The organism is Glaciecola punicea (assembly GCF_001756615.1).
GTDB lineage: Bacteria > Pseudomonadota > Gammaproteobacteria > Enterobacterales > Alteromonadaceae > Glaciecola > Glaciecola punicea.
Map to the genome: position 1 here is coordinate 1 of NZ_LZXY01000017.1, position 13,662 is coordinate 13,662.

11 protein-coding genes and 1 pseudogene are annotated in these 13,662 nt (G+C 39.2%); 1 reads left to right on the forward strand and 11 read right to left on the reverse strand.

All coding sequences use genetic code 11. The features are described from left to right. Positions 1-90: 90 nt before the first annotated feature. The 11 genes and pseudogenes from BAE46_RS14495 to BAE46_RS13965 all read right to left on the reverse strand — a co-directional run bounded on the left by BAE46_RS14495 (position 91) and on the right by BAE46_RS13965 (position 12,469). Positions 91-1,637 (reverse strand): IS3 family transposase gene (locus tag BAE46_RS14495; RefSeq protein WP_141729356.1). Its coding sequence is split into 2 segments (ribosomal slippage): positions 91-1,166 and positions 1,166-1,637, totalling 1,548 coding nucleotides; the frame shifts between segments, so codons are not numbered across the junction. 443 nt (positions 1,638-2,080) lie between these two features. Then, the gene (gene tnpA, locus BAE46_RS14890) at positions 2,081-2,227 is read right to left on the reverse strand and encodes an IS66 family insertion sequence element accessory protein TnpA (RefSeq protein WP_171901043.1); all 147 of its coding nucleotides are present in this window, start codon (positions 2,225-2,227) and stop codon (positions 2,081-2,083) included. Positions 2,228-2,604: 377 nt separating this feature from the next. Then, the gene (locus BAE46_RS14895; protein WP_171901044.1) at positions 2,605-2,772 is read right to left on the reverse strand and encodes a hypothetical protein; all 168 of its coding nucleotides are present in this window, start codon (positions 2,770-2,772) and stop codon (positions 2,605-2,607) included. A 28-nt stretch (positions 2,773-2,800) separates the two neighbouring features. Beyond that, a pseudogene (locus BAE46_RS13930) lies at positions 2,801-3,148 on the reverse strand (transposase); the annotation flags it as partial. Between the two features lie 77 nt (positions 3,149-3,225). Next, positions 3,226-5,355, reverse strand: coding sequence for an AIPR family protein (locus tag BAE46_RS13935; protein WP_070113373.1), 2,130 nt, complete (start codon positions 5,353-5,355; stop codon positions 3,226-3,228). Next, entirely contained in the window at positions 5,348-6,325 is a 978-nt protein-coding gene (locus tag BAE46_RS13940) for a PD-(D/E)XK motif protein (RefSeq protein WP_070113375.1), read from the reverse strand. Before BAE46_RS13940 ends, BAE46_RS13935 begins: the two co-directional genes overlap by 8 nt. Beyond that, entirely contained in the window at positions 6,318-9,152 is a 2,835-nt protein-coding gene (locus BAE46_RS13945; RefSeq protein ID WP_070113377.1) for a Z1 domain-containing protein, read from the reverse strand. Before BAE46_RS13945 ends, BAE46_RS13940 begins: the two co-directional genes overlap by 8 nt. Next, the gene (locus BAE46_RS13950; RefSeq protein ID WP_070113379.1) at positions 9,149-10,516 is read right to left on the reverse strand and encodes an ATP-binding protein; all 1,368 of its coding nucleotides are present in this window, start codon (positions 10,514-10,516) and stop codon (positions 9,149-9,151) included. The genes BAE46_RS13945 and BAE46_RS13950 overlap by 4 nt, the downstream gene beginning before the upstream one ends. Next, positions 10,513-10,842, reverse strand: a complete 330-nt coding sequence (locus tag BAE46_RS13955) for a hypothetical protein (protein WP_070113381.1) — start codon at positions 10,840-10,842, stop codon at positions 10,513-10,515. Before BAE46_RS13955 ends, BAE46_RS13950 begins: the two co-directional genes overlap by 4 nt. A gap of 182 nt (positions 10,843-11,024) precedes the next feature. Beyond that, on the reverse strand, positions 11,025-11,699 hold the full coding sequence (locus BAE46_RS13960) for an IS6 family transposase (protein ID WP_070113383.1): 675 nt from the start codon (positions 11,697-11,699) through the stop codon (positions 11,025-11,027). Positions 11,700-12,094: 395 nt separating this feature from the next. Next, the gene (locus BAE46_RS13965) at positions 12,095-12,469 is read right to left on the reverse strand and encodes a hypothetical protein (RefSeq protein ID WP_141729357.1); all 375 of its coding nucleotides are present in this window, start codon (positions 12,467-12,469) and stop codon (positions 12,095-12,097) included. 482 nt (positions 12,470-12,951) lie between these two features. On the opposite strand from BAE46_RS13965, the gene tnpB reads away from it, so the two are divergent. Continuing rightward, a complete protein-coding gene (gene tnpB / locus BAE46_RS14500) occupies positions 12,952-13,164 on the forward strand; it encodes an IS66 family insertion sequence element accessory protein TnpB (RefSeq protein ID WP_083256893.1) in 213 nt (70 codons plus the stop codon). The last annotated feature ends 498 nt before the right edge of the window (positions 13,165-13,662 follow it).

Below are 13,662 nucleotides of genomic sequence, written 5' to 3' on the forward strand. Positions count from 1 at the left end.
TGCATATTCCGGCCCAATCTGAACATCCATTCCGGGCGAACGTGAACACCTAATCTCGCCACTTTTCAAGGATGTTGTCGCATTTTGTTGCTAAGCAACGCTTTTACTTTCAGGATTTAGCGATACTTCATTAATATAGTCCCAATTTCGAATATTGTTTCGCCATCGAGTAGGATTTTCCTGCTGCGCCAGCAAATAAGTTTGTTTTCTCTTTAGTAAGATTTCGGTATCCAAACCATTATGCCGCTCTTCCGGTGTCACGTATTTGATACCACTGTGTTTATGTACTTTATTGTACCAAGTGACGAAATTTGTTACCCAAACCCGCGCTTCTACTAGACTTTTAAAACCATCTTTTGGCCATGAATGGTGATATTTTGTGGTTCTAAATAGAGATTCAGAATAAGGGTTGTCATTACTGACTCTTGGTCTTGAGTACGAGCTGGCTACGCCTAAATCGCGCATTTTTGCCTGCATTGTAAAACTTCTCATTGGCGCACCATTATCAGAATGTAAAACCGTGCCTTTATTGACGGCTTTTTCAGCCCAAATAGTTCGTTGAAGAAAGTCAGCAGCAAGCTCACCCAATTCTTGCTCATACACATCAGCCTCCACTATTTTGCGACTAAATATGTCAACAATTAGGTATAAATAATAATGCTGCCCTCTTGTTTGGGTCGCCAAGTAGCTGATATCCCAAGTCCAAACTTGATTGGGTTTCGTGGCAGTCTGAACTACTGGTTTTTTGCGCGGATATGGTGATTTTGCTAACGAACGGTCAGCCAATTGGCCTGCATGCTTTAATGTTCGATAGAATGTCGATTCAGAGCCAATATAGCTCCCTTCATCGGCTAAAGTAGGCACAATATAGCCAGGTGGATAACTGGCAAACTCTTCGTCGCTACATGTCTTAAGAATAAGCGCCGTTTCCTCGGATGAAAGCTTGTTGGAAGGTGTTGGCCTAATGGCATTAGGTCTGGCATCTTCAAATAATTGACCACTTTTCTCATTAAACCAACGCTGAATAGTACGCATCGATAAGCCGAGGGTTTCACACGCAATTGCTTTTCTGGCACCATTTATGACGGCCACATTAATCATCGTCACAATTTCATGCCGCTTTGAGAGAGGAGTTAATCTTCCTCGCTGTTGTCCCAAAGGGCATTGTACTTTTCCCGCAATACCAACAATGCAGCCGTTTCTGCCAGTGCCTTATCTTTTCTATTTAGCTCTTTTTCTAACGATTTAATCTTTTTTCTATCAGCTCGTTGGGCAGCGTCTAATTTATACTGGCTGTCTTGATTAGGCTTGTGAGCGGCAATAGATATCGCCTTCCACGCTTTAACATGTTCAACAAAATAGCCATGCTCGCGGCAATAGCTAGCTAATTCATGTTCTGACATAAGTGCAGTGGCAATGACCGCAGCAAATTTCTGCTCCGCTGCATAATCAATACTTTCGGGTTTATCACTTTCAATCTGCTGACCACTATCAACCAATTCCTGTCTCCACTTTTGAACCGTGGCTAAACCAACATCCAGTTCACCGGCGATCTGCCTGAGTGAATATGAATAAGGCGGTAATAACCATGTTTGACCTTGTTGCTTAGTTTCTAAGTCTACTGCATGTGCCGGCATTATTGTCTCCATTAATTAAAAAAAATGACGCGACAACAATCCTGACATAGAGGGGGAACGGGTGTTCACCATCAGCGGAATATGCACTTAACGACAAATCACTATTAATCCATTTCTGAACAACGGCTTTTTTGTGCTCCAAAGGATACTGCTTCATCTATATTTACTTACCGCCACCTCTCTTTGATTTAGTGAATTAACTAAGGCGACAACAATTATGACAGAGGGGGTTAGCAGCATGTTTCTTTACTAAGTATTGTACGCTATAGCGCGTCAAGCAACTTGACCGGTGTCGTATTGCCTCAACAACTGAGTAACCTTGATCAGTAACCAGCGCAACCGCCTCTTGCTTAAAATCGTTTGGATATTTTTTTAAAATACGTTTAGTCATTTTGACACCTCAATAAGTTGGAGTTTATCCTTTATTGATGTGTCCTGCTAATTCAACCACAACAACCCCTAGCATTTCGCTGATAGTAAAAGGTTTGAATGGGAATGTTGTGCTGGCGACCGAAGTCAACGTTGGATAGGGGCGATGCTGCTTTGGCATCCATTATGGCTTGCCATTCATCTTTTGTACGTGTGGTCATTTAAGGTCTCGGTGTTATCAAAACCTTAGTGTCTGAATTATAAGTGCGGTTCGCTAGGCGTAATTGCTCGGACGGTTACGACGGAAATGTCTGCTTTACTGGCGGCAACTTCTTGCGTGGAATCTTTTCGTAGCTTCATATATAACCCGACTTGTCTTTCTGTAATGTGATTTCCCGACACTAAATTCCCTCCGAATTTCAGTGCCGAACCTTAACAGATCCGACCGGTCAAGTTGATTGTCGCTTAATATGCTAGGCGTAATTGCTCGGACGGTTACAGCACATCATTAAGGGCAATGAGCGCGGAAGACTGATGCGTTACTTTTGCTTTTGTCGTTGGCAAAAGCGCTGTTGACGCTCGGCATTATTGAAACGCCCTAGGCGGCTTTGTTGATACTTTTTACTCGCACGGGCCAGTGATTCACGGCTCGCTTTTTTAGCACATCCATTGGTGCAATAGCGGTTGGCGCGATCACACCTTGAACAAATAATGACTTGCGCATGGCAACGGTGGCAGTGGTATAAGCGACTTGTGTAAACACCATTGAATGTTACGCTAGACTAATTGTAATTGGTCGGACGCTTACCATATAACCACAATATTTTTTCATCCATCGACGTAAATCGAGACTGATTTTTTTTGACTAACTTAGGTTCAAATGAGCAATCGCGATCACGGGGTGTCTCGAGTTCAAACTCGCCATCTTCCGTTTTTATGCATTTGGTAGTTTTGCCATTTCGATTATTTTTCACAACAGATTTAGCGTGTTTTTCATATCCTAAATGCTCTTCCATTTCAGCATTTAATGCTGCTTCAACGGTGATTTTCTTCAGTATTTGACTGAATTCATTCAGGTCTTGTGGTGTTTTAATGCTCTTGGCCGCTTCCTTCGCGAAAGCTTCAAGTTCTTTTTTATTAATTTGCATTTGCTTATCCTTTTTACTCTTCTTGGAGTAATTCATGATAAGCAGTTACACAAAATCTGTTACATCCTCCATCAGCTGTTACTACTTCCTAAGAAATCAAAACCATCACTATAGGCACTCTCTCTTAACTGCACAGCCATTTTCATTTGCTTATCCGAGGGTACTTTCCCAAATTGAATCAATGCGGCACACTTGAGAGGAACACCCGCGTTCATATGGCTTGGTCCGTATGTCTTGGCATAATAATCTGATATAAAGTTCCATTCTTTGGCGGAAACTTTCATCACATATTCCATATGATTTATTGTTTTCGCCGTACTCTTTAATTCTTTCTTCTTTTTACTTGATTCCTGTTTTTGTTCTTCATTTAAAAGATCTTGTTGATCTAATCCGCTCAAATCAATCTCAAGCGTTTTAAATTTTTGCCAACCTTTCTCAGACTTACAAAACTCAGATGGATTCGCTATTCCGCCTCTAAATGCCGGATCTGTTATCTTATCTCTTACAAATTGTCCAAGTGCTACAATGAACTTAAGGAGGCTGTCTGAAACGGCTTGTCGTTTATAAATTCTATCCAAGCTGATGTCTTTGCCCTGCTTTAGAAGTGAATGTCTTAGCAACGCTAAAGTGTATGTTACCACCTCAGCTTTCAGTCCTTTTTCTGCTTTGTACCATGCAGACGCGGGTATAGCCAAGTCTGCACTTCTGAATAAGATCATTTTTGCGACTAAGTCGTTAAAGAATACGGCACCAAAATTATCTTCGTTTTTTTCAAACTCCTTGAGAACCGTTTGACCTAATAATTTTAGATTTGCTTGTGCTCCTCTTTTTACTTCATTTGGATTCATACGCCATGTATTTTCGTATTTGGCCATGTCGGTTTTTGTAAATACCTGTTTTTTAGGGTACTCAGCAATAAACTTGTTTTGTCTACTTGTGCCCATTGCTCTAAGTTGAGTCGAATACTGGCCTCTTGCACGTTCATAGAACCATTTAGACGCGAATCCACTTTGTCCTGCAGGCATCAATTGCTTCCTTGACCTAGTTTCTATGTTCGTGTGGAATGGATGATTGGACACGAGGTCAGATTGTTGTATAGAGTTTTGTGAATTTGCAAAAGTGGCTATGTTACTTTTTAAAATATCAGCTGTTTCTTTTTCACCCACGACAGTGAGTTTCATTTGCACAAAAACTTTTGTTAGATCTATTTCACTATAGAAATATTCTCGGTCTTCACCCTTTATCTTACCTTTGTCTCTTGGCGAGAAATAGATAGAAGCTGTTGTTTGTCCGCCATTCACAATCTGCATATTGTCCAAACTCTTAACAGTTAGTTGCCCATCTATCAATTCTGTTTCTATAGAAGAAGCCGTAACAGTGATCCCATTATTGTAAGCAAAAAATCTTTCAGGTTCTGTTAGGAGTGACTTCCTCATTCCTTTGTTTGTGCCGGCCCTAAAGTCCAAAAATGTCCGAACATTACTTTCTAAGAGTCTTTGACCGTATTCGTCGTATATTTTACTGAGTAGAGTGCCAGGCATTATGCCTAAAAATGTCGTAACGCCATTCTCTAGCGTATTCGCGGGCAAGACTTTAAGGTCACCACCTAGTTGTTTTATATCGACTGTGAACTCTTCTGAATCGGTTCCTGATAATGACAAGTCGCGTAGACGTTCAATATCCCATACTTCTATCGAGGTGTCTTTGTCTAGAATCTTATCGAGCGAAAGCTTTTTGACCCTTGCACTTAATTTTTGATCAGTAAAAATTACCACCCTTATTTTTATCGCATCATCCAGATGGTGAGTAATTTCATCAATAGCGACTCTACCAGGGTCAGTTACTTCCATATTATCTACAAAATCTTTGTTGACACTAGCTTCGAAAAATCTAGTGACCCGTTTCCCTATATCTGTAATTTCGGAGTTAGTTAATGTATCAATAAGGTCATGTTCGTTGGTAAAGTTTACTATTATGCCACTAATCGTTTTTTCTAATGCGTTCCAACTATAGCCATCTAATCGCATTCCTTTATGGCGATTGCGATATGGACAATATTCTACATCATCTAATATTCCTGCTTCAGAGAGCAACTCACTGACATATTCAAAGAAACTTTCCTCTGGGAACGTGGCATTTTGTTCAGCATCGAGATTTGAAATACTATAAATTTCATTTTTATATTGTAAAATTTCATCCATGTTTTATTACCTGCTCAATTGTTTCGGTGCTAGTAAAAGGCTTTATTGCGGATATTAATAGATCGTATCTAGCCGCCACTATGGAGCTTGGTACATCCTTTGTTCTTAGAGCGGGAAATGAATCGTCAACTTCATAAAGTATCTGTGAAACAACTAGATTTTTGTTTGTTAGCTGACGTTCAGTTGCCTTTCCATATAGATCGGTGATTTTTTGTAGAAATAATAACTCTAAAGGTAAGTCACTACCAATTAAGTCTCGACAATTTTGGTACAAGGCCTTCAGTGAATGCCCTGTAGTATTGTCAGAGGGATTTGCAATAATGTGAAAAATAAATAGTCTTTCTGTAATTTTGTCTAATTGCTCCAACGAGCTAATAGTCATACGCCTAGACTCACTTGATAAAGTAGTTTTCACTTCAATAGCTAGGTTATTGAGAGTGAAGTCTTGCTTTTTACCTTCTGGTCCAACCCAAAACCTGATGGCATCTGAGGCACTGGTTTGTGGAATGACAAATTCTGATAAAGTATATAGTTCACCCCAGAGTCCAATATATTCTGCATTCGATAATCCACTTCTTTGCGGTTTGAGGAAATTAGCCCAAGAACGAATTAGGTGTATGATACTACTAAAAAGGCTAACTCCCGTTAGATTGGTAGATTTAAAAGCTATATCTTTAGTTACTATGTTGAATTTGCTTTCTAGTTCAGGATCACTAGATATTAGTGAGCATACAAGTCGGGAATAGTCGTTGGCATACTTAACTAATTCTATTTTAATTCCTGCTAAGTTTTCAGGTATTGATATGTTGCCATCAAATTTCTCATGTACGAAAAAACATCGTTGCCCGTTTTCATTCATCGATATCCAGAACCGCTCATCGTTTAAGAATAATCGATGGCCTTCTGGATAGCATGGTTCATTTATATTTACCCACGGGTCGTCATCATAAAATTCAGTGTACTTACTCATCACTGTATTCCTCGACTATGTTTATTCTTTGCGCGACTTTATTCAACTGATAGCTATATTTGGAATTTTTTACTATATTTTTTATTTCGGTAGTTGATGCGCCCTTGAGGTGCTCTGGCCGAGGAATCGAGATTGTATAGCCTAATGTGGGGCTGCAACCATGAGGCAAGGTATAGGTTACTGGTGCCATCATAGCGCTTGTTATGTTTCGTTTAGCTACTGCAAACATGTAAATTAATAATGTCGGATAATCTCTCTCTTCAGAAGCAATATAGTCGTAACTAACTGCTTTCTTGTTTTTAGCTTTACACTTTTCAACTACGGCATTTCTTGCATCATCTGATAAGAATATTTTTTCATCATCACTATTACCCAAGTTTACGCTTGGCTTACTAAGAAATTTACCATTAGAATTAAGTAGCCGCTTCGGCATAACTAGATCATGACCTAAAAAGGGATAATCTGTGTTGATAAATGCTAATTCTTGTTCATTGCTGAGGTCAGATTCCCACTTTGTAGTTGTGGATCTAGTTTGGTTAAAAAGCGCCACTTTAAACTTTGGTATCAATGAGTCTTTGCTCATTTCTTTTAGTTGATGCAATAACGCCTTATTTCCAATGTCATCCTCTGCGAGATCTATCGCTTTAATAAACTCAATCACACTTTCATAGGGGACGTCTGAAATTATTAGAGATTTAGATTTCGGATCAATCGTAATTAATTGCTCTTGTTCTTCTCGAATGTTTTTTCTCTTTTCTATTAATTCATCCAAATATCCTTTGGCATATTTTAGATTAGACGAATTAATACTGGAATCTATGCTGAATCTAAACCGTCGAAGTATTTGCCCCCACAGGTCTTGAGATCTAACTTCTGATATAGCCGCTCCCATTTTGTTTTTAGCAGTTATTATCATTGAACCGGGGTGTTCTCTGACCTTTAACCCGAAGTCTTTCGGAGTAAGTTCCCTGTCACGCATTATCCCCAATTCACGGTATAGTTCTTCGATTGCCTCAGCAATAAACGTATACCAATACTCAGACTCTTCAGATATGAACACTCTACATAGGTCGTCATATTTCGGTCTGTACCCAAACCAACGACACATCTGCATTAGAGTATCGTATGCTTTAGAATTTCGGGTAAAGTAAGAAATTGATAGCCCTTCTAATGTTAAGCCTCTTGAAAGCTTATGGCCGCCTATGACAATAACGTTCAAGCCATTGTCTCTATGGCTTGAGTAATCAAGGACTTTTTCATTTTTGCCATTAGATTGGTTGATTGCCCAAACTTTAATTTTATCAAATGCAATTCTAGTTTGGTCGAATACGTCTTTATAATTTTCGTCCAAAGAATAGAGTCCATAATATGTGTCTTCGATGTCTTTTAAATTTCTATTCTGTCGGGCTTTGATAAACCCCAACCCACTATATGCCTCGTACGCATCTTTCAATTCTTCGAAATATTCGTTGATTAAAAATTCTAGCCGGTTTTGATGTATTTTAAGATGCGATACATTCACTAACATAGAGTTATGAGCTGATGCTTGTCCTCTCAAAGCTCTAACAGCGCACACTATAATAAATGCTCGTACAGCCTTTTTTAGACTATCAGGAATATATTCTATATCATCGCTTTTTCTTAGTTCATATAAACAATTGTCTAGTTCTAAAGACTCTATAGCTTTAGACTCGCCATTAAAATAGAAATTCTGGCCCGTATAATTATTTGGAACTGGGATTTTCACCATGAAGTCCGAGGGAAATAAATCATCCTTATCAGAATATGTACTTTCATCTGGGTCTATGAAAATATTGGCGAAAGGTGTTGCAGTGTACCCAACATAAGTATTCTTCGAAAAAAGTGAAAGAAGGTTTCTAATACCCTCGTTTGTACTAGTAATTTCGTCCCGATGATGTTTCGTATTTACTGTCGCATAATCGGCCTCATCATCAATCAGCAAAAGTGGGTTTTGCAATCGTATTCCATTTTCGACATCTAAGAAGTGGTGATCCCTAATCCATTCAAAGAGGCGTTTCATCATTCCAGAATGTTTCTTTATAGTAAATACCACCGGATCTGAGCCATTTAAACTAAAGCCTAATTTATCAGCGAAATCTTTTGTAAAATCGCCAATTGTAGTTGTTCCTGAATTAACATTGTTTATAGCGAATTCGCCTACCCCTATAGGTACTGTCTTGCCTTTCTTTGTGTCAATTAAATGCTTTGATTCGCGACCTAGAACACCTTCGTCTACTCGCTCTTGCGTTTGTTTACGTAAGTCATTTAAGTGGCCACCAAGTAGAATGATCGTTTTATATCCACAATCAATTGCTTTGTTTATTAGCCCAATATAATTTTGTGTTTTACCAGATTGAACGTTTCCCATTACAAGCCCCTTTCTAGCCCATGATCCTTCTGTCTTAGGGTTGCCTGAGTAATCTAATACGGCATCAATTACGTCTTCATTTGCTTTGATCGTCTCTTCTGAACGGGCTTGTTTTTTTAGCATATTTTCGTAAGCATTCCAGTGAGTCCATTGAATCTCATGTTTTGACGAATCAAGCCACCGTTGTACCGTGCTGTCCGCCAATACTATTAGCTCGTCATCAACTTTTACCAAAAATACGTTTGAGATTGCAAATATAAGAGCAACGATATCATCTTCATTAGCTTGAAAATCTGGATGATCTTCTTTGAGATCGTTTATTTCTCTTATGACTCTTTTTTTAACTAACTCCTCAGTGACTTTAGTGCCTGCGTCCCTGCTTATCTTTAGTCTTTCAGTAATTGAGAGTATTAACTGTTCAAAGATTTTTTTATTCATTTCTCACTGGCCTCTCGTAGTCTATTCATTATCGATTCTAATAATGCATCTGTCGCGTCATCTTGATTAATGTCTCTAGGTGATTCGGACATCTTTTGATAAATGTGGTTTAAAGGTAGGTTTTCTGCCAATTGCCCTAGATATCTTATTAACACGGTCTTATGTTCATCACTAAGATTTTGAAAAAGATTGGTTAACGCATTATTTTGGGCCGAAATTTGATAGCTAATCGTGTTTTCATTTTGATCTTCCTTTATATTCCAATATTCATTGGCTTCATCTAACTTCCCTCTGTACGAATAAACTCTTTTTGAGCGTTTTATGGGGTCAGAAAGAAATTTTCTTAGCTCTTTTTTTATTCTTGGGGGAAGTTGTAAGCTTGCTTTTTTGACGTCTGTCGACCACTCATGATCTAATGAAGAAGGAATATTGACTTCTACACGCGCCAACGCACCAAGTTGGCTACTCTTAGCTAAATCAAGCCACCCACCGGCATTTATGAGTCGTCCCTCTCTGTATATATATAAGCCTTGGTTTTGTACAATTCCATTTGCCCCACCTAGTTTATTGAGTACTCTGGAATCGATTCGTTTAAAGTGTGGTAGCACATGGGTGTTTATCTCTATATACCCACCTTTACACCTTAATTTTTCAGACCTTCCTTCTTGATATCCGGGAGAGCGAGTCAGGAAAGGGTCTATCGGCTTCAATGATTTGCCGTTAATTTCAAAATTGCATTTATATTTGCCCACCATAAACTTGTGGAAATGCAGTGATATATATCTACCAAGTTCTGAAAGATTATTGGCCATAATAGAGTCGGAGTCTAATGAATGGCTATTCTTGCTGAGGCAAGCCAATTTCTCCCATATTACTTGAGTACCATGTGTTATATCCTCACGCAAAAGACACAATGGGTGAGCGGTGATTTCGTGATCTTCAAGAATTTCTAAACACCATGAATTTTGATCCTCGACGCGGTCGATATCCCATATAGCCGCGCAAAAAGGTTGCCCCTCTTTTTTCGAAATTACGGTCAAACGCCTTGCCTGAGAAAAACTGGCGGTCTTCATGCCTGAGCCAAACCGTCCTAAATCGCCACGTGGTCTATCTTCACTGGGATTTTTACAACCTATTTTCATATTATTGATTAGTTCGTCGGACGTCATGCCAATGCCATCGTCAACTATTGATAGATTAGGATTTGAAAGACCTGGTAAAGAGTAGATCTTGATGTTCCCAGATTTCGCCGTTATCGAGTTATCAAGAATATCTGCGATTGCTGACGGCATTGTATAACCAATTCTCATCAACGTTTGAACATGTGAACGCGGGTCAGGTGATGCGTCAGCTAAGCGACTCACGAGGCGACACCAAACACAGCCTTAACTTTATTCAGCGCTATGTTCTCTTTTACATCTAAACCATCTGCACTTGCGCTCTTATGGCAAAGCTTAACGCAAAAAGTCTGTGCCTCTATATCGATTACTTGTTCAAGATAGGCTTCAATTTGACTACTTTCGTCAAAGAAAGTATCCAACACAGAGTCAAAATGCTTTGGTGAGTAATCGGGAAAAAATTCAGTAACAATGTCGTACATCATTTTCTCTTCGACTTGTGAAATTACCCCATCTTTTCCACATACGCAGGCGGCAATTTTGACAATAGTGTCTAATTTGTCGTGATTCATAGAGCCCCCTATGTTATCTGCTATTTATCCGTAACATAGCAACGACTGGACATTTAAAATTTTTTTCGTTTGTTATTCATGCTTTTTATTGAATCTACAGGCGTTGTCAACTTATCGAATTAAGATGATAAGAACAAATTTTCGTTAGCTCATGCTAAATTCTGGACGCAACTAACCCCCGTCTATTCACTAAATGCTCGTTCACGCAGTATCCTGTAATTATCGGCTTGCATTTTATGGCCGCCAATGCAAAAAAGGTTATTTACAATGCCATGACACGATAGAAATCGCTGAGCCTGCCCATGTGATTTAAAACGCCACATTTGCCGTTCTTGTTGTCTACCCGGCTGATGAGACAATTCACAGTGATTGTTTTCGTGTTGTTGGGTTGAATGAGCAACGCTAGGCATAATTTCCCTTCTCGCAGCCCAATAACTGCGCAATTTATCGGTGACTATCTTTAATGGCGTTGCCTGCTGGCACTTCAATAACTTTTTGAAGAACTTCATTGCGGCCTTTTTGTTTCTGCGTTTTTGAACGAGAATGTCCAGCTCATCGCCATCTTGACCGACAGCTCGCCAAAGGTGATGCAAAACATCATTGATCTTAATAAATATCTCATCCAAATACCACATATCACCGAGTTGACCGCGCTTCTTCCTGATCTGACTACAATATTGATTGCCGAACTTTATGCACCAATTTCTAACGGTCTCGTAACTTACGCTGATCCCTCTGGCGGCCAATAACTCTTCAACATCTCGAAAGCTAAGTGTAAATCGATGGTACAGCCAAACTGCATGACTGATTACCTGAGGTGGGTAGCGATAACCCGCGTACATTTTAGTGTTTTTCATACTCGGATTGTCCCATACTTACTGGTGTCTGCGATAACTTGACAGTACCGGTACCCACGCTCAAACTCAAGCCCAAATAAAAAATGATTTGCTTTCTTGGCTTGGGCAAGCAGAGAAAACTAACTATGGGGCAGTTACACAAGTTTTGTTACAGCCTCGATTTAAGGCCTACATTACAGGAACAGCAAAATAGCGTGCTGATTTTGCTGTTCCTATAATGTCTTTGCTAAGCTCCTTATTTTGCTTTTATGCGATTCTCGCAGGTTTTTCTATCGATACAAATCATACCAATACAATCACCTTCATCATGCTCATTAAGTTCAGACATATTGAGCACTTTTCGGCATTTTTTACATTTACTATTAGAAACTATAGATTTGCTAATAATATTCATGCTACTTGCTCCTAATTTCATAAGTATTTTCTGGTTTTGTATTCTTTTGCATTGCATTATCTTTCCACCGAGCTAACAGATTATTACTAAACTCAAGTAAATAGATAGTTCTATCATTACGAACTTTACCACCAAAAAAAGCATTTCCTGTTAACCAGATTGTTTCATTTTTTTCATACATCCAAGTATCAAGTGTTATTCCATTTAAATTTTCTGAGCCAACAACCCTATGAGGTTGCCCAAGTATCGAAGAAACTTGCTCTTTCGACATTCCAATTGACAGCAAGTGCATTGGAATGTCTTTATTGTATTTATTTGAAGTAGCACAACCTGCGAGGGTTAAAACAACTATCATTAAAAAAAATTTCTTTAGCATTTTATTTCTCACGCCCCGTGAAAAAAATAAAGTCATGCGCTGGGCGGATTAAGCACGTAACAGTATATTAACCTAAGTCGGGTTATAAACATTTGATTTTATCAAAACCAATTCTATATCCCGATAAACTTTTATAGCATTTCATAAAGTTAACCGTTTGAGAAGGGAAATCTATATTTTGATATTTTATGATCAAGCGAAGCTATTTATTTATCCCGCCGTTTAGGCTCGAAGGACTGGTCTTAGAACATGTCTACCTGTCATCTCTTTCTGTGTGCATATTCGGCCCAACCTGAACATCCTTGAAAAGTGGCGGGAGCCAGTGTTTACCATCAGTGGAATATGCACTGTGATTTCAATCCATTAACGAAGTATATTGACGAAGATAGCGACTGGCAGTTGTGAGTGTGCGAACAACAGACTGTAACTTAATAGCTTAAATACCTCCAAAACTGACAACCTTGTGACAACATCCTTGAAAATTGGCGGATTTCAGGCTCGGCATAGACGATTTTTCAGCCAGTTGTCGCTTGCATTTAGGCGTTAACCCTCAATCAGGTGCACTGTATGTGTTCATTAATCGCAATCAAACCATGGTACGTGCTTTGCGCTTTGATGGCACTGGCTTTTGGCTGATGACCAAGCATTTATCAAAAGGTAAGTTCTGCCAATGGCCAAGCCCTAATGTAAATTGACAATAAAGTTTCATACTAAAAGACCCAATATCGTAGGTAATTTAAGGGTTTTGAGTAATCTATGAGAGCCTAATCATCATACTAATTTAAGTTGGCGCATTAAATAAGCCAAAACCAAGAACAATAAAGTATCATACTAGCAGACTGCGAATGGCGCGAACCCGTCCTTAGCAATTGGATATTTTTTTGGCCGCTTTTCCGACTAAGCGGTCATTAGCACTAAAAATTTTGTAGGTGTATTTTGCTACTAAAGCCCATCGATATCAGCTTCCACCATCAGGCGGGTTTGTGCCAAAAGGGGCCAGTGGGGCTTACTTCAATTGAACTGATTTTTGCCGTCATTCTTGCTCGCAGCTAAAAGGGCAAGTACCGACCTATAGCCGACATAAGGAGAGGTCAAATTATCAATGAATTTTTATATTCATACCGATTCACTTTACTTGTCCGAATACTCGCTCGCAAGTTAGCTGTTCCAATACTTTGGCCAGCCAATATGTC